This window comes from Paenarthrobacter sp. CAP02 (assembly GCF_040137855.1).
Lineage (GTDB): Bacteria > Actinomycetota > Actinomycetes > Actinomycetales > Micrococcaceae > Arthrobacter.
Genome location: NZ_JBEEII010000005.1, coordinates 133,362 through 150,308, shown reverse-complemented (window position 1 = coordinate 150,308; position 16,947 = coordinate 133,362). Strand labels below are relative to the sequence as shown.

12 protein-coding genes are annotated in these 16,947 nt (G+C 65.0%); 2 read left to right on the top strand and 10 right to left on the bottom strand.

All coding sequences use genetic code 11. The annotated features are described in order from the left end of the window. The first annotated feature begins 36 nt into the window (after positions 1-36). Positions 37-681 carry a membrane protein YczE gene (gene yczE / locus ABHM97_RS10555; RefSeq protein WP_349470628.1) on the top strand — a complete coding sequence of 215 codons (645 nt, stop codon included), beginning with the start codon at positions 37-39 and terminating at the stop codon, positions 679-681. On the opposite strand, the gene ABHM97_RS10550 is transcribed toward yczE, so the two are convergent. From ABHM97_RS10550 to ABHM97_RS10540, 3 genes are read right to left on the bottom strand one after another with little or no spacing between them, the layout of a single operon-like run. After that, positions 678-1,937: a glycoside hydrolase family 26 protein gene (locus tag ABHM97_RS10550; protein ID WP_349470627.1), complete on the bottom strand. Its 1,260-nt coding sequence runs from the start codon at positions 1,935-1,937 to the stop codon at positions 678-680. The genes yczE and ABHM97_RS10550 overlap by 4 nt on opposite strands. Position 1,938: 1 nt before the next feature. Further along, on the bottom strand, positions 1,939-2,364 hold the full coding sequence (locus ABHM97_RS10545; RefSeq protein ID WP_235519939.1) for an STAS domain-containing protein: 426 nt from the start codon (positions 2,362-2,364) through the stop codon (positions 1,939-1,941). Between the two features lie 50 nt (positions 2,365-2,414). Continuing rightward, positions 2,415-4,310 (bottom strand): glycosyltransferase family 2 protein, encoded by a 1,896-nt coding sequence (locus ABHM97_RS10540; RefSeq protein ID WP_349470626.1) that lies wholly within the window; start codon positions 4,308-4,310, stop codon positions 2,415-2,417. Positions 4,311-4,645: 335 nt separating this feature from the next. On the opposite strand from ABHM97_RS10540, the gene ABHM97_RS10535 reads away from it, so the two are divergent. Beyond that, positions 4,646-5,908 carry a ricin-type beta-trefoil lectin domain protein gene (locus ABHM97_RS10535; RefSeq protein WP_349470625.1) on the top strand — a complete coding sequence of 421 codons (1,263 nt, stop codon included), beginning with the start codon at positions 4,646-4,648 and terminating at the stop codon, positions 5,906-5,908. A 188-nt stretch (positions 5,909-6,096) separates the two neighbouring features. Here the strand turns inward: ABHM97_RS10535 and ABHM97_RS10530 are convergent, their stop codons facing one another. The 7 genes from ABHM97_RS10530 to ABHM97_RS10500 form a co-directional block, all read right to left on the bottom strand. Next, the gene (locus tag ABHM97_RS10530) at positions 6,097-6,927 is read right to left on the bottom strand and encodes a DNA-formamidopyrimidine glycosylase family protein (RefSeq protein ID WP_349470624.1); all 831 of its coding nucleotides are present in this window, start codon (positions 6,925-6,927) and stop codon (positions 6,097-6,099) included. Then, entirely contained in the window at positions 6,920-11,893 is a 4,974-nt protein-coding gene (locus ABHM97_RS10525; RefSeq protein ID WP_349470622.1) for an Lhr family helicase, read from the bottom strand. The genes ABHM97_RS10530 and ABHM97_RS10525 overlap by 8 nt, the downstream gene beginning before the upstream one ends. A 55-nt stretch (positions 11,894-11,948) precedes the next feature. Further along, a complete protein-coding gene (locus tag ABHM97_RS10520; RefSeq protein ID WP_349470764.1) occupies positions 11,949-12,587 on the bottom strand; it encodes a DUF4232 domain-containing protein in 639 nt (212 codons plus the stop codon). Positions 12,588-12,692: 105 nt separating this feature from the next. Beyond that, complete coding sequence (locus tag ABHM97_RS10515) at positions 12,693-13,430, bottom strand: YcnI family copper-binding membrane protein (protein ID WP_349470620.1); 738 nt, start codon at positions 13,428-13,430, stop codon at positions 12,693-12,695. A gap of 104 nt (positions 13,431-13,534) precedes the next feature. After that, complete coding sequence (locus ABHM97_RS10510; protein WP_349470619.1) at positions 13,535-14,155, bottom strand: hypothetical protein; 621 nt, start codon at positions 14,153-14,155, stop codon at positions 13,535-13,537. A gap of 154 nt (positions 14,156-14,309) precedes the next feature. Beyond that, on the bottom strand, positions 14,310-14,867 hold the full coding sequence (locus ABHM97_RS10505; RefSeq protein WP_235519949.1) for an SRPBCC family protein: 558 nt from the start codon (positions 14,865-14,867) through the stop codon (positions 14,310-14,312). Between the two features lie 89 nt (positions 14,868-14,956). Continuing rightward, positions 14,957-16,936 (bottom strand): serine/threonine-protein kinase, encoded by a 1,980-nt coding sequence (locus ABHM97_RS10500; protein ID WP_349470618.1) that lies wholly within the window; start codon positions 16,934-16,936, stop codon positions 14,957-14,959. Positions 16,937-16,947: the final 11 nt, after the last annotated feature.

Sequence of the window (16,947 nt, the reverse complement as noted above, 5' to 3'; positions counted from 1 at the left end):
GGAATACAAGGCCAGTTTTCGGCGACGATGGATTCCATGATGACCCGAAGACTCACTCAACTCCTGATCGGGCTCGCGATGTACGGCATCTCCTTGGCCGTTTTCATCCGGGCTGGCCTTGGCTTGGACCCCTGGGATGTTTTCCATCAGGGCGTGGCCACCAAGACCGGTTTCAGCATTGGCGTGGTGGTCATCGCGGTCAGCTTTATTGTCCTCCTCCTCTGGATCCCGCTGCGGCAGATGCCCGGGATTGGTACCGTTGCCAACGCCGTTTTGGTGGGCCTGTTCGCTGACCTGGGGCTCTGGCTCATCCCGCCGGTCTCACACCTGGGCGGGCAGATTGCCATGCTGGCCGGAGCCGTGATCCTAAACGGCATCGCTTCTGCCTGCTACATCGGCGCACGTTTGGGTCCCGGTGCCCGTGATGGCCTGATGACCGGGCTGGTTCGCCGTACCGGATGGTCGGTGCGCCTGGTCCGCACCGGCATCGAAGTGACTGTCCTGGCTGTGGGCCTCCTGCTGGGCGGGTCCGTGGGCGTAGGTACCGTGGTCTACGCCCTGGCTATCGGGCCGATCGTCCAAGTGTTGCTGCCCAGGTTCATGGTGCCCGAGCCAGTCCCGGAGCCGGGCTCGGATCCTGGCAGGGAAACAGCCACCGCGGAAGCCTCGCCTGCAGCCTAGCGGCACGCCGGCACGTCCTCGCCGTACCGCAACCAGTCCGGCAAGTCTTGGGTCAGTGCGTCGCGGATGGCGGGGGACCCGGCGCTCCGCCAGTCGACGTCGTCGTTAATCTCGATCTCGTACTTCTTCCACTCGAACCAATTGATCATCTTCAACTGCGGATACTTTTGGTGCGTTTCGGCGGAGAAGACCTGGCGCCACCAGGCACGCTTGACGTCCAGCTCCGATGCGCCGCTGCGCGCAGGCGTGAAGATCGCAGCGGTCTCAGGGACGGCCACGGGCCGGTTATGGTCCACGCCGTACACCTGGTAGAAATCCGGCACGGAACTGTCGTCGCCAGCCGTGCCGCTGTAGGTTCCGGTGAGCATGGCCAGGAACTTGCCCGGTTCAGCAATGTCGTTGTTTCCCCACGGGCGCTGGTTGCCCCAGTGGTACAGCGAGACTCCCACCCAGTCCACCGCGTCATCCCCCGGATAGTAGGGGGCATACGTGTCGTCGGCCATGGTGAGTATGCCGTCATGGTTGGTATCAAGCGCTGCAAAGTCCGGGGTGCCCGGACGGGCCGCGTACTGGCCACCCGTGAACGGATAGCCACCCCCGTAGTTCGGCGCCCACATCATGGAGGTGCCCGGCGCCTGCGCGTGCACCGCCGCCGCCACCTTGCGGAAGACCTCCACGTAGCGGGTGGGCTGCTGGCCCCACGAATACCAGGAGCCGTTCATCTCATGGGCAAAACGTACGACGACGGGCGTCCCCTGATCGTTGATGGCGCGTAAGTCGGTGGCCAACTTGGCGATCACCTCGTCACTCATCGTCGCCAGGCCGCCGTGCGGCTCCAGGGTCAGGAGCAGCACCCCACCCGCGGCCCGGACCTGAGTCACGGCGTTGGTGGTGTGCGCCCACGTTTGGTCGTCGTAGGGAATGTCGGAGAACTGCACCACAACCGCGGGATCGTGCCCCAGATTGGCCCGGTGCTCGGCAAGGGTTTCGGTGTTCCAATCCAGGTTCACCCCGAGGAGCACGCCGTCTTTGGGGATAATCGAGGCCGCATCTCCGGCCTTGCACAGAGACAACGCCTGGACAACGGGGACCACCTCCTTGGAAGCGAAACCCAGGCCGGTAGCCACCAGTGAGGTCACCAGCAAGGGAACAACCAGGCTGGCCCTCCTGCGTCTGCGGTCCGGGTGGCCGGCGAAGGCTGGGGGAGCGGGCTTCAGCCGTGGTGGCCTGGGCGCTACCGCGGTGGCGCGGGCCATGTCAGCTCCACCCCAGGGTGCGACGCCGTCTTGGGAAGAGCCTGTGCCATCGGAACCCGGGCGCCAGGTGGCGTGCGCGCCCTGGTCCCAGGCCGCCGTCGACGGCTTCCTCCCGGGTTCCATAGATGCGGGTGACTTGCCCCAGATGGGCCTGGAGCCGGGTAGTTTCCAAGGCTGCGGAGCTGCCGAAAAGACGCAAGTCTCCACCGCGGGCGCGCAGGAGGTGCAACACCTCCAGGAGGCCAACGACGCCGGAAGCGCCCACGGTCGTCACCGCCGCCACATCCAGCAGGACCAGGATGGGCCCGTCAGTTGCGGCCTTTGCGGATTCCTGGCGAATGCCCAGGACCGTTGTTGCGTCTAAGGCGCCGGTGACGGTCAGGTCAATGCAGGAAAGGGTGTTTGAAACACGGGAAAGTGTGGACATGATGGTCGCTCCTGGCTGGGGGTTGGAACGGCGTTATGGGGATGTGTGGATCAGCGCCTGGCAGGCGGAGGGGTGAGCGTCGCCGGATTGAGGACGCTGGGGAGTTCATCGGGTGTGGGCATGGGATCCACCTGTTCCTCTCCAGGGCCCCGGTACCTGGCGGCGCCGATGACCACGCTGAGCAAGGCAAGGTCCAATGCCACCCAAGCGAGGGTGATGAGCGTGGGGTACAGGGGCGCCTCGCCGGTAGCTGCGCGCGCTATGCCGATACCCGACGAGACCACCAGGACGGCCATCGCCACCAGTTGAAGCCGGACGTGCTGGAAGCCGCGTCCTGCCGCCTGCTTGCTTTTGGCCGTCACGGAGAACGTCAGGTGCTTGCCCAGGAAGACCGCGGCAGCGCCGGAACAGGTCGCCGCGATCCATGTGGGAAAGAGCGCGAACGACCACTGCTGGCCGCGCCACAATCCCTTGGACCCGTTGCCTGCCACCTGGAACAGGAGCTGGCAGGAAAGGAAAAACGGCAGGAACAGGCAGAAGAACACCACCGGACTCGCAGTGAGCGGGTACGTGCCGGCCACCAGGAACACCACCGGCGCCGCGATGTAGCTCAATGCGGCAAACCCGTTCAGGTAACTGGTCATCGTGCTCAGATACATGAGGCGCTGGGCCAAGGTGAGCCCCCGCAGGAACAGCGGATTGTCGTTGAAAAACACCTGCATGGTCCCGGCTGCCCAGCGGTGGCGCTGGGACAGCATGGTGGACACATCCTCCGGGGCCAACCCATGCACCAGGACCTCGTGGTGGTAAACGCTGCCCCAGCCCATGGCGTGAAGGTGCATGGCCGTAGCCATGTCCTCCGTGATGGTGGTGGTGTCCATCGGGTGGATGGCCAACGCCTGGTCGGTGTGGGCAACATCCACCGACTCCAGGACTGCGTCGAGTTCGGGCACGACGTCCTCCATGGCCTCCGGAACAGCCAACGCTGCGGCATGGAAGGAGACCCGGAGCTCGAACGTGATCTCAGCCAATACGTCGCCGCGGCGAAGCTGTTGTTCGGCTTGGGTAACCGCTGCCATGGCCTGCTCCACCACCGGCATGGCGGCTGGATGGCGACGGCCGAGTTCCCCGTGCAGGTCCTGCAGCCGGGACCGGCCCCTGCGCAAAGCGCTCCAGGTGTGCTCGGTGGCGGTCCGGGTGTAGCGCGTCAGGCCGAGGGCCATGAGGGCTTCCCTGCGCAGGACAGCATTCGAACCGCAGAAAAACGCTGCATCCCAACCGTCCTTGCCCTGCTGGATGGGGCCGTAGAACAGTTCGGCTTGGCTGCCCAGGGGGTCACGGTCCGGAACATTCCAGAAGTGTTGCGGCGTCTGGACGAACGCCACTTCCTCGGCGTCGAAGTAGCCCAGGACCCGGTCCAAAAACCGTGCTTCGGGGACCTGGTCCGCGTCCAGGATGGCCACGAACTCGCCCGTGGTCACGGACAATGCGTTGTTGACGTTGCCTGCCTTGGCGAACCGCTGCCGGCCGTCCCACTCGGGACCACGGGTAATGTATCCGACGCCGATCTGCCGGGCTGCGCTCGCAAACCCGCTGCGGTTCCCGTCGTCCAGGATCCACGTTTCGTGCGGGTAGTCCATGTCCCTGGCCGCAATCGCCGTCTTGAGGACAAGCTCAAGCGGCTCGTTGTATGTGGCGATGAAAACGTCCACGGTCCGGCCCGGCAGGGCAGGCGGGGGCGGTGGCCGCCGTCGTGCATTCCACATGGTGACGGCGTACAGCGTTGACTCGCCCAGGCTGTACGTTTCCGCGGCCACGAGCGGCAGGGAAATCCACCACGCGTCCCATGCAACGGTTCCTGACCAACGCCAACTGATGTAGATCAATCCAAAGGAAACCACGAGGACCGCAAGGGTCCTCACCAATATCTGCTTGTGAATGCCCATGTTTAGCCTCCGGGTAACTGCTGGGGAAAAGGCAAAGGCGCGACAGGCTGTCCATACGCTTTGAGGGCGAAGTTGGGAGGACACGGCTGACGCGCCTGGAGCATGCATCGTCGATGCTCAGAGGAAGGAATTCAGGTGCGAACGGAATTTCCCTAAGCCATGGACTTGTTGGGCCAAGCCGATGGTTCCTCTTTCCACTTTCTCCCGCCTGCATTTCGTCGCCGTTACGGGATTGATAAGTACTTTCGCGTTGATTATTTCCTGGGGGTGACATTTGGCGTGTCGCCGCACCAAGGCCTTGCGCGCCCAATGGCAAGGCAGTCAGAGTTGCTGTCATGAAGCGACGACTCACACCTATGGTGATGGTCATCGTCGGATTTACGCTCCTGGCGACCCTCATCGCTCCTGAGCCTCCGGCGCTGGCGGCCGCCGGCATGCCGGCTCCCGGTGCGCTGGTGTGGAGCGACGAGTTCAACGGGCCCGCCGGCACCGCCCCGGACAACAGCAAATGGCTCCACGATACGGGCGGGTCGGGATGGGGCAACAGCGAACTGCAGTACTACACGGACAGCACCCGCAACGCAGCCATGGACGGGAACGGAAACATGGCCATCACTGCTCGCCGAGAAAACCCGGACAATTACACCTGCCACTACGGAACGTGCCAGTACACCTCGGCCCGGCTATTGACCGCGGGGAAGTTCAGCCGCAACCAAGGACGCTTTGAAGCACGGATGAAGCTGCCTAAAGGACAAGGAATGTGGCCTGCGTTTTGGATGCTGGGCGACAACGTCTTCACAGATGGCTGGCCCAACAGCGGCGAGCTCGACGTCATGGAAAACGTCGGCAAGGAACCCGGAACCACCTGGGGCAGCATCCATGGTCCAGGCTATTCGGGCGCCAACTCCGTCAACGCCAGCTATACCCTGCCCCGCGGCCAAGCTTTGGGAGACGCGTTCCACACCTTCACCGTGGACTGGGGGCCGGATTCCATCACCTGGTACATCGACGGCATTGCCTACTCACACAAGACCAAAGCCAGCGTTCCGGGGCCTTGGGCTTTCGACCACAATTTCTTCCTCCTGCTCAACCTCGCCGTCGGCGGCACGTGGCCTGGAGCGCCGGATCCGGACACGGCGTTACCGCAAACCATGCTGGTGGACTACGTCCGCGTTTACGACCTCGCACCCGCTTCGGCGCCACCGGCGGCCGCGCCCAGTGTCCGGATCCAGGGTTACGCGGGCAAATGCATCGACGTCGCCGGACGCCAGGCCATCGACGGTTCCCCACTCCAATTGTGGGACTGCGACACTGCCGCGTCAGAACAATGGACTTTTGCGGGCAACGGGACCGTTCGGACGTTGGACAAGTGCATGGACGTGGCATGGGGCTCCACCGCCAACGGCGCCCAGATCCAGCTGACTGCCTGCAACGGAAGCGCGGCGCAGCAGTTCGTACTCAACTCCGCGGGGGATTTGGTGAACCCGCAGGCCAACAAATGCGTTGACGTCGCGGACTGGTCTGCTACGAATGGTTCACGCTTGCAATTATGGGATTGCGCCGGTTCCGCCAACCAGAAATGGTGGCGGGCGGTGTAGAAAAACGTCCGACGGCGGCGCGCAGGCAGCGCGGGTCCGGCGACTATTGCTGGGGCGGCTGGGGAGCTTCCTGGAGTAGTCGGCGGGGCCTTGCGCGTAGTGCGCCGTCGTCGCGGCGGTTACCGATGCGCCCGGCCGGGACGGAGATACGGTGTCCGGCCGGGCCTCGGTCTCAGGGGCTGGGCTGGCTACGGCGCGGGCTGGCAGCGCGGACAGAAGTAGATGTCCCGTTCCTCTGTTCCGTCGGGACCTGCCAGGAGGCCGCGTCGAACCGTGGCGCCGCAACGCCTGCAAGCCTGGCGTTCCCTGCCGTAAACCCAGTAGCCGGGCCGCAGGGCGCGCGGTCCCAAGGTCGTCCGGCGGCCAGGTCCAAGGTTTTCACCCAAAAGACGTTTGGCGTCCTTCACCGTTTTGGCGAGGTCGGGCACCTCACCCACCGTCAGCGCGGGGTGGATACCGGAGAGAAAGCACGCTTCGCAGCGGTAAATGTTGCCGATGCCTGCAAGCTTCCTCTGGTCCAACAAAGCAAAACCTACTGTGACCTCCGGTTCGGCGCGGAGCCTGCGGAGTGCTTCTTCTTCGTCCCAATCCGGACCAAGGAGATCCGGGCCGAGGTGTCCAACGATCTTTTCTTCCTCTGCCGTGGGCACAACTTCCAGGATGCCCAGCGAGAACCCCACCGCGTCAGCTGCAGCTGTGCGCAGGACGCAGCGTGCCGTATGGCCGGGTTTGGTCCACCGACCACCCGGTGGGTAGATCATCCAGTTGCCCTCCATCTTGAGGTGGGAATGGATGGTCAGTTCCCGGGGCCTCCTGCTGGCACCGGGCGCCTCGTCAGCGGGCCCAACGAGACGCATGAGCAGGTGCTTGCCCCGGGGGACCACTTCCTTCATGGTCCAACCCGACAGGTTGAGGGTGGCGAAGCGCGGCACACGGAAGTCCGACGCCATGATGACATGCCCGGCCAAAGCTTCGTTTAACCGTGACGCGGCCCGCCAAATGGAATCGCCTTCAGGCACGGATCCGCAGTCCCTTCGGAGTTGAGTACGCGCCTGCCGCCGCCAGGGCAACCGCGATGGGGGTTTCCAGGAGATCGTGGCCATTGACCTTCTCCATGAAGAGTTTGTCCACGGCTCCCCGCCGCACCACGTCCACCAACGCCTGGGCGGCAACCGCCAGCACTCCCTCGTCCTGGCTGAAAGTGAGCAGCGTCTTACCGCCGCGTTCCACGTAAAGGACCAGCGCGCCGTCGACCATGACCACCAGCGCCCCTGCTTTTCGCCCCGGGCGGTGGCCCGATCCGGCGTCGACGGACAGCGCCGGCCAGGGGAGCGCGGCACCGTAGGGGTTGGCTGGGTCGGTGGCAGCCAGTGCCAGCGCGGACGGTTCCGCCTTGGAAATGCGGGCGTCTTCGGTGAACGAGCGCAGGCGGTCCACGGTAGCGGGGACCGCAAACTGGGCAGCCCCCAAATGCTCGATGAAGTAGCCTCGGCGGCATCGCCCGGCTTCCTCAAGCCGTGCAAGGACTTTGTACATAAGCCCAAAGCCGCCCAGGATGTTCTCAGCCATCACCGAACCGCGGGTTACGACGCCGTACCTGTCCAGCAGCAGCTCAGCCGTGCCCCGGGCATGGATGGTGGGGTCCAGCTCCGGCGCAGGCAAAGCGGACCAGCGTCCGACCGCGGAAGGCGGCGCGGGCGCAATGCCGCCCGTCACCGAACCGTAGCGGCCCCCGGTGAGGCCGGGAGATCCCAGCAGTCCCGTCCCGTGGGAACGGCCTAGCCTGCTCATGCGTGGTGCCCGAGCCCTCGGCGCCTTGGCGACCTGGCGGTGGGCTGTCTTCCCGCCGGCGATCATGGCACGGACGGGGGCGAATGTATCTCCAGTTACCCGCCCGGCCCAGACGAGGTCCCACAGCGCGGTCACCACGGCGTCATCGCTGAGCACCGTATCCATGCCACCAGCGACGTCCGTGAGTTGCCGGAAGAAGTAGCCGCCGCCCGCGCTGAAATGCTCCAGGAGTCGCTGTTGGGCGTCTCCCGGTTCGAAGTCGGGAGAAGGATTGAGGGTCAGCTCCGCGGAGTCGGCAACGTGGAGGCTGATCCAGCCGTCGTTCCCGGGCAGCGACCCTGCTCCGGACCAGAGGAGCTCCCCGGCGGCCATCAGTTCGTCCAGCATGGCAGGCTTGTAATCCGCCACCCGGCTCGCGAGTACCAACGGTTCCCACGCCGACGCCGGAATGGGCACGCCGGACAGCTGGTCCACTGCCGTGATGATTCCATCCAGCCCGCGCAACGCCTGGCTCCGGGACTTGCCCGGTGTAGTCACGTTTTGCCACTCGGGAAGGAACCGACCATACGCGGCCGTGTCCACTGGTTCCACTTCGGCGCGCAGCGCAGCCAGTGACCGCCGGCGCAGTTTCCGCAGGACCTCGGCATCACACCATTCGCTCGCGGGAGGTGCATCGACGGACATGAGTTCGGGATCCGTTGCTTCGGCGGCCTGCGGTTCTGCCACCGCATGCGGACGGAACTCGCCTTCCACGACGCGACCATCGCCTGCCAGTCGCTTCAGCGCGCCATTGACGACCGCGACCCCCAGCCCCAGCCGTGTGGCAGCCTCGGCCGCAGTAAACGGTCCGTGGGTGCGGGCATACCGTGAAACGAGGTCGCCCAGGGGATCGTGGACCGGCTCGATGAACGCCAGGGGCACACCCATGGGCAATGGGACGCCAATAGCGTCACGCAGCCGGGCAGCGTCCTCAACAGCAGCAAAGCGCTCGACGCCGCCAATGGTCACCTTGAGCGCGCGATTAGCTTTCTGGAGTGCAGCAAGGTGATGGCCGGCGTCAGTAACCGTGCCGTGTGGCGCTGCCGCGGGGGCTTCCTCGACGTGGTCAGGATCCTCGGGGTCCGTTGCTTGGTCCAGAGCCGTCTGCAGGGAGGGTTCGGGCTGTTCCTGTCCTTGAAGCCGTTCCGCCACTTCCTCGACGCTGAGCGGGCCAAGCAGGCGCAACAGATCAGCGACGCCTTCCACGCCACGAACCCGCCTGTCAGGCAGAAGCCGTTGCAACTCCAGCTCCGTCCGGTCAATGACAGCCGCGTCCAGGAGTTCACGAAGCTCAACCCGCCCCAGGAGTTCGTTGAGGAGGGTGGAGTCCAGCGCCAAGGCAGCGGCCCGCCGCTCGGCCAGCGGGGAGTCGCCCTCATAGAGGAACTGGGCCACGTAGCCAAACAGGAGGGACTTGGCGAACGGGGAAGGCTGCTGTGTGGTGGTTTCCACGATCCTGAGCTCACGACGTTCCACCGACGCCGCAATGTCTTTGAGCGCTGGGAGATCGTAAACATCCTGGAGGCACTCGCGGACTGCTTCGAGCACGATGGGGAAGGAAGGGTATTTCTTGGCGACATCCAGCAACTGGGCAGAGCGCTGGCGCTGCTGCCATAGTGGTTGCCGTTTGGCGGGGTTCTGGCGCGGCAACAGCAGAGCCCGGGCTGCGCATTCGCGGAACCGGGAAGCGAACAGCGCACTGCCGCCCACTTCGGTGGTGACGATCTGCTCGAGTTCTTCGGGGTCGAACAGGAACAGGTCCGCGCCGGGTGGTTCGTCTTCCATCATGGGGACGCGCAGCACGATGCCGTCATCCGCTGCCATGGCCGAACCATCCAGGCCGTACCGCTGCTGCAGGCGTTGACCTACGGCCAGTGCCCACGGCGCATGAACGGGCATCCCGAATGGGCTATGGAGGACTACACGCCAGTCTCCAAGTTCGTCGTGGAAGCGTTCCACCACCAACGTGCGGTCGCTGGGGACGATTTCCGTGGCTTCCTTTTGTTCCCTCAAGTACTGCAGGAGGTTGCTGGCAGCGAAGGCATCCAGCCCGCTGGCCTGGCAGCGTTCCATGGCGGGCGCCTGGTCGGCGGCTGAAAGTTCGCGGATGAACGCGCCCAGTGCGCGGCCCAGGTCCACGGGGCGGCCCAGCGAGTCACCCTTCCAAAAGGGCAGCTTGCCGGGCTGTCCGAAAGCGGGCGATACCAGGACGCGATCGTGGGTGATGTCCTCGATCTTCCAACTGGTGGCACCCAGGGCGAAGACGTCGCCCACCCGGGATTCGTAAACCATTTCTTCGTCGAGTTCCCCGACGCGGCGGCCGCCCTTCGCAGCACGGGCCGACGCGGTGGGCTCACTTCCGTCCGCGCTGCGGGGGGAGGAGGACCCCTCAGCCTCGGTGCCGATGATGTACACACCGAACAGCCCGCGGTCCGGGATGGTGCCACCTGAAGTGACGGCAAGGCGCTGGGCGCCGGGCCGTCCCTCGATGGTTCCGGCGTGACGGTCCCAAATGATGCGGGGCCGGAGTTCGGCAAATTCGTCGGAGGGATAACGCCCGGCCAGCAGGTCCAGCGTTGCTTCAAAAGCGGAGCGGGGTAGGCTCGCGAACGGCGCAGACCGACGCACTGTGCTGAACCAATCTTCCACGTCGATACTGCCCAGTGCGGTGGCGGCAACTGTCTGCTGGGCAAGGATGTCGAGGGGGTTGGCGGGAATGCTCAAGCGCTCGATCTGGCCACTGAGCATACGTTCCACGGTGACGCTGGTATGCAGGAGGTCGGCGCGGTGCTTGGGGAAGAGCACGCCCTCCGAAATTTCGCCCACCTGGTGCCCGGCGCGGCCGACACGCTGGAGGCCGCTGGCCACCGAGGGCGGCGATTCCACCTGGATGACCAAGTCCACGGCGCCCATGTCGATGCCAAGCTCCAACGATGACGTGGCCACGACGCAGCGCAGCCTCCCGGATTTGAGGTCGTCCTCGATCATGGCCCGCTGGTCCTTGGATACCGAGCCGTGGTGTGCGCGGGCCAGGACGGGGTCCGCGCCGGTGGTGCTGCCTGCCTGCGCCATCATGTGGGCGGGAGTCGCTGTGGATGCCGGCACTGCTGGGGCGTCGTTCGGTGCCGCCCACGCTCCGCCTCCCACTGCCATGAGTTGGCGTTCGGCGTAGATCTCGTTCAGCCTGGCCGTTAGCCGCTCCGAGAGCCTGCGGGAATTGGCAAAGACAATGGTGGACTGTTTGGACAGGACCAGATCCACGATCTGTTCCTCCACATGCGGCCAGATGGAGGCCTGCGGCTGTAGGCCCGAGGCCGGACCTGAATCGAAGGCCCCTGCCGCACCCTGCAGGTCCGACATGTCCTCAACAGGCACTGTGACCGTCAGGTTCCAGTTTTTCTTGGACGGAGGTGCCACGATTTCCACGGGCGCCTGGCCCGCAAGGAACTGTGCAACCAACTCACGGGGTTGGACCGTCGCAGACAGGCCGATGCGCTGCGCGGGCTTAGGCAGCTGCGCGTCCAGCCGTTCAAGCGATACCGCCAAGTGCGCACCGCGTTTGGTTCCGGCAACAGCGTGAACCTCATCGATGATGATGGTGTCCACTTCGCTCAGGGTTTCCCTGGCCCGGGACGTCAGCATCAGGAAGAGGGATTCCGGAGTGGTAATCAGGATGTCCGGCGGGTTGGTCAGCAGCGTTCGGCGATCTGCCGCCGTCGTATCTCCGGAGCGGACTCCCACAGTCACCAGCGGTGCCGGGAGCCCGAGCCGCTTGGCAGTCTGGGTGATGCCGATCAACGGTGCCCGGAGGTTGCGCTCGACGTCGACGCCCAAGGCCTTCAGCGGTGAGATGTAGAGGACGCGGGTCTTGGTTTTGGGGCGCTTGGCGCGGCCTTTGCCGTTGGCTGGAACCGTTTCGAGCCCAGGCAGCGTATCCGTCGGCTTGGCATGCAGCCGGTCCAACGCCCACAGGAAGGCGGCGAGGGTTTTGCCGGAGCCAGTAGGTGCCACCACCAAAGCGTGGGAGCCGGAGGAGATCGCATTCCAGGCGCCATCCTGCGCGGGCGTGGGCTCGGAAAAGGCGCCAAAGAACCATTCCCTGGTTGCTTGGCTGAAACGGCTGATGGCGCCCTGCGACGCCTGCGGCTCCTGCATTCCTCCATCATGCCCCACGGCTCCGACAGAATAAGCCGGAGCCGCGGGAAGATGATCAGACTGCTTGGAATGCGGTGACCGTCAGGAGCTTGATACCTGCGTTGCTGCACGCATCGTGCGGTTCGGCCACGAACAAGGACGCAGTGTCGTTGGGCGGGTAGATACGGAATCCTGCCGCCGGAACCCGGGTGCAGTCACCGTAATTCCCGGCCTGTGTGTAGCGGATTTCCGCCCACGCAGACTTGCCCGGAGCCAGCTCAATCCTGGTGACAGGGGTGGTGGTTTCACGCGTCGCAGGCTCGCCGATTGGATCACCATTGGCGTCTGCGGTCAGGGAAACACCGGCAAAACCCTCCAGGACGCAGTTTGCCGTGCCCGAGTTCGTCAGGATCAGTTTTTCGTAGATACTGCCTGCTGCTCCGCCGCCGGTTGCGTCGGTTGTTGCAGTGAGCGACGCTGCCTTGCACGGCGCGGGGGCTGCGGGCGCGGCGGACGTGGCTGTTTGGGAGGGCGACGGTGACATCGTGGCTGTCTGGGAAGGCGTGGACGAAGCCGACGCCGATGGTGTTGCGCTGGTGGGCGGGGCGCTGCTGGATCCCGAGGGGCTGGGGCTGGGCCCACAGGCCGCAAGGAGCAGCAATGATGCGGCTGCCGTCGTCGTCACAAGTCCGGTTTTGATGCGCTGAGTCCACATGGGCACCAGCCTTGCTTTGGCCGTCACGTGAGTCAATTCAGCCACGGCCAAGAGCACGGATTGGCGTCCGGATCGTGATATTCCGGACGCCAATCCGTGGGGGCACTACTTGGTGTCGGCCTTGACCACGGCAGGCTTCGCCGAACGGCTGCGGAAGAAGGCAGCCCCGCCCAGGCCGAGTCCGGCAATGCCTGCGATCAGGCCGGCCCAACTGCGGGCCTGCGAACCGTCGTCGGATACTGCAGATGCTTGTTCGGTGGAGACAGCGGGTGCCGCGTGGTGGTCTCCCGCGGCATCAGCGGCAGTGATGGTGACAGAGGGCGCTGGAGCCTTGAGCTCGTGCTCATCCTGGCCCTCCTTGGCGATTTCGGACCAGTCCGTCTGCCCCTGCTCACAGGTCTGGAGCGTGGGGAAGTAGATCGTCTTGCCTGCGGCATCCGGCAACTTCACTGACAAAACCAAGGCGTCACGCAGGTGTGGGTCCAAGGGGGTCTTGGCGGTGTAGACGATCTGGCTTGTGCGCTTGGTGATGGTGGTGCCGTCGTCCAGTTTCTTGGGCTCCGCGAGGGTCTCGCTGACCTTTTCGACCGTCCAGTTGGGATTCACAGTGGGCTGGGCGTCGGTCAATTCCTGGGGCAGATTGATGGTCACCTTGGTGGTGGGGGAGGTGTCGCAGCCATGGGGAATGCCGAACGTCACCAGCGCGTAGGAATTGGCGGCGGTCTTGTTCGGATCGGCGGAAACGTGTGCGGATGCTCCCGCGAGGCCAGCCATCATCAGGGCGGCGGTTCCGCCGGCTACGGCGGTTGCGGACAGGGTACGACGGAGCGAGGACGTCTTCATGGGATTGCCTTTCGGGTGCGCTGTATAAGGCGCGGGGGTACGGGTATGGGGCCCGTCACCATGCAAAGCTTGTGCGCGCTGTGCAGCGTTGGTGCCGGGCGGAACTAGGCAAGTGCGACGACGGCGGGCGGCCCGCGTCTGCTGTCTTGCCTGAGGTTCCGCCACGGGCGGGGAATGAAAACGGTAGGCGCGCCGACGGCGATCGGTGACGCTCCGGCGTCGGGCCTGAACACCAAAGTGGGCAGCGCGAGCAGTGGCCGCAACCATGCAGCCAGCTGCCAAAGCGCATCCTCGCCCTTGGCCAGCAGGATCGCGGAGCCGACGACGGCAACAGCGTGTGCCAGCAGCATCAGGACACCAAACGTGCCGCTGAGTTCATGGACGTGGGCTGATGCAATGTCCAAAGCCGGGGGCGGGGTTTCCGCGCCGAGGTGGTGGCTGGTCCCGGGGGCTGCCGCCACGATCGGCCCGAGGGCCGTGAAGGCCTCGTGGAGCGCGAGTTGGCCCGCGCCCAAAAGCGTGACCAGAGTGACGACGTTGAGTTTGAACCGCGTGGCCAATGTGGTGGCCAATGCTGTCAGCGCGATAAGCGCGATCAGGACCGGGGCCGTGGGGAGTTCTCCGCCACCTGCGACGTGCGCTCCGGCTGCCAACAGGACAATCACCAAGGAGATGATGCCCGACCGGAATGCATGGAAGGGCGCCCGGGTCTGCGATGCGCGCACGGGTCCTCCTCCATATTCTCTGATCGCCGGCGTTGTCAGCGTCTTGATTCTATCGGGAGTTCGGAACCACCTTGGAACCGGATGGGTTGCTATGTGGACAACGGTGCCGAGGGGTTGGATCTCGCGGCTTTAGGGGCTCTGAAAACCGCGGGAGCTAACCCCTCGCGCGTCGAACAAACGTGGGTTGGGGAGGTTCGGGTATGTCTGTGGCCAAACCGGAACGCCGACGGCGGAGCTCCAGTTTCAGGCTCTCCTCGCCGCGCGCCATGGCCCAGTGATGGTTCGCCGAGAAAGCCGGTTTGAGGAGCCAACTGAGCCGGCGAAGAAGCGGCTTGGCCGCGCTGACCCGCCAGTCGTAGGTGATCACAACTTCCGGTCCGTCGGCCTCGAAGGTCCAGCGGCCGGTGCCATTGAGGTCCCCTGCGGCGGTAAGGGCGAAGCCGTCGGTTGTGACGGGTTCAGTGACTGTGAGCCGCCAACGCAACGTGTAGGGGAGCCATCCCTTGGTGTGGAGGTCGTACGAGGCGCCAACTCCGTCGGGTCCACCCGGAGTCAACGGCGTCACCGTGAGGTAGACAGCGGGCCACCATTGTTTGAGCGTCGCAGCGTTGCCGAGGACGTCCAGTACTTCCTCGCGGGTCCCCGCCACCCGCCAGACTGTGACGAACTCATAGTCAGTGCTTTTGCTTGTTCGTTGCGGTGACTTGCCCATGGTTGCCTCCATTCCCATGGTAGCGAGGGGTTGGATCTCGTGGCTTTAGTTGGCTTGAAAGTCTTGAGAGCCAACCCCTCACGCGCAAGCTAGTCCCCGGCGTTCTCCCGGGACGTAATGCCGAACGGCGCTGACTGAAGCTCCGTGAAGTTCCCAACACTGGCCCGCACGGTGCACTGCGGGGTGATCTGCAGGGCCGTGACCGTGAGCCCCGAGCTGTCTACGGCCAGCGCGCCGCCGCAGCCATCGGCGAACCGCAGGCCCTTCTCCCCGCCGGTCACCGATGCGAGCATTTGGGACGGTTTGCCCGACGAAGGACTCACGTAGAGCGGGTTCAACTCGTCGGCACCGCCCGCCCATACGGGAACCAGGGTGATCTTCAACGGGCTCGGCGTCACAACCCGGGCAGGCGTGCGAACCTCTACGCCCTTGAGGCGTTGCACGGGGTAAGCCGTACCCTTGACCGCCGGGTCCTGGGTCGCGGCCTTCGTTGCCTCCGAACCTGAGCGCACCCACGCATCGAGTGACTTTTGGTCCGCGGGTGCCACCGGCACCTTGGCAGTTGTCTGGACGGACCCACCTGCGGGGACCTCCACCCCCGAAAGCTTCCACCCGCACTCAAAGTCCACGCCGCTGATGGAGGCCTGGTTCCGGCTCACGGCAGCACCATCCCACGTGGCAGCCGGGCAGGTATCTCCCTCCGCCAGCCCCGGGATGACCTCAAGGAATTCACCGGACAGGGGTGCTTTCTGCGCCGAGTAGGACACCGTCAAACGGACCAGCCCGGAGGACGGTTCATACGTGGCGCTTCGTGAAATGGTGAGACCGGTCGGCAGGGCCGGGTCCTGCAGTTGAGCGGAGAGCTGTTGGCCTTGAACCGCAGGTGCTGCCTGCTGGGTTGTGGGGGACAAGAGGAAGAAACCAGCCACCATCGCCACGATCAACAGGACTGCACCACCTGCAAGAAGCAGCGCTTTGCGGGTCCGCCAGAAAGGAGTCGCGTCAGGGGCTTCGGACCGTTCGACGGCGGTGGACGGCACCTCGTCACGGCGTGGCATGGGCCGGACGATCGTGGCGTTGCCCGCTTGGCCGAGATCCGGGGTTGCGGCATCGAGGCTGGAGGGAGGCGCAGTTGCCAAGGCTTCAAGATCGTCGTCGGTAAATGCCCCACGCACCACCGTGGCGTGACGTTCGACGTCGTCGAATTCCTCGGGTGCCTCCCCAACGGGGAGCGGTTTGATGCCGGCAAGGCGGGGCGCCAGGCGCCGGAGGGTCGCCGCGGCTTCGTGGGCTGTGGGGCGCTGGTCAGGATCCTTGGCCAACAACCGCTCAAGGACACTCCACAGGGCGTCCTCCACCGGAATCCGTGGTGGCCGCGACGAGACGTGACGGTATGCCACGCTGAAGTCTGTACCAGGACCGGCGAAGGGAGTCCGGCCGGCGAGGAGTTCGTAAAGCAGAACCCCAGTGGAGTACACATCGCCCAAGGGCCCGGAACGGCCTTGGCTGATGAGTTCGGGCGGCATGTATTGGGGTGTGCCGATCAGGCCGGTCGTTTGACGGATCTTCTCGCCCACGACGTCGGAGATGCCGAAGTCGGAAACCCGCACATCCCCGGACCCACACTCGGACCACGGCTTGGTGAGAAGCACATTGTCAGGCTTGATATCCCGGTGCGTGACACCCCGTGAGTGGGCAAACGCCAGGGCATCGAAGATCTCGGCTGCGACGTTCACGGCGTCTTGGGGAGGCAGCGGTCCGGCGTCCTTAACCACGTCGCGCAGCGAGCCGCCGGCGACGTAGTCCATGACGATGGCAAGCCGTTCACCTTCAACCACCATGTCGCGGACCGTGACGATGTGGGAGTCCTGCAGGCCGAGCAACACCGATCGCTCGCGGACGAACCGCTCCACCAGGGAGGGGTCATCGGCGTGCTCGGGACGCAGGACCTTGGCTGCCAAGGTCCGGCCGTCCGTGGAGGTGACCGTCCAGACCTCGCCTACCGCGCCGGAGCCCACCCGCTCGCCGAAGCGGTAGGAGGCCCCCAACGCCTGACCAGTTTGTGCCATCTGCATGTCCG